The organism is Microbacterium umsixpiens, from assembly GCF_053543675.1.
Genome location: NZ_JBLVOH010000061.1, coordinates 8,083 through 8,376 on the forward strand (window position 1 = coordinate 8,083; position 294 = coordinate 8,376).

Consider the following 294-nt stretch of genomic DNA (forward strand, 5'->3'; position numbering starts at 1 on the left):
CCCCACGACGCCCCCGCAGCTCCCACCGACACCGAGACGGACCGCTGATGGATCCGTCCCTCATCCTCGGGCTGGTCCTCGCGTTCGGCGCTTTGATCGCCATGATCAACCTCGAAGGCGCGACCATCGGATCGCTGCTGATCCCCGCCCCGATGGTGCTGGTCTTCGGAGCCACGATCGCCGTCGGCATCGCGAGCGGCACCGTGCGCGATGCGCTGCATGCGGTCAAGTCGCTCCCCCGCGCCTTCCGCGGCGAGCGCCGCACCGCGTCGAGCATGATCGACACGGTGGTCG

Annotated in this window: 1 protein-coding gene; it reads left to right on the forward strand. The window is 69.7% G+C overall.

Annotated features, from left to right (window positions below; genetic code table 11):
- Positions 1-47: 47 nt before the first annotated feature.
- Positions 48-294, forward strand: a 247-nt coding sequence (locus ACNPM4_RS06035; protein WP_448985063.1) for a motility-associated protein, incomplete at its 3' end; no start/stop codon positions are given.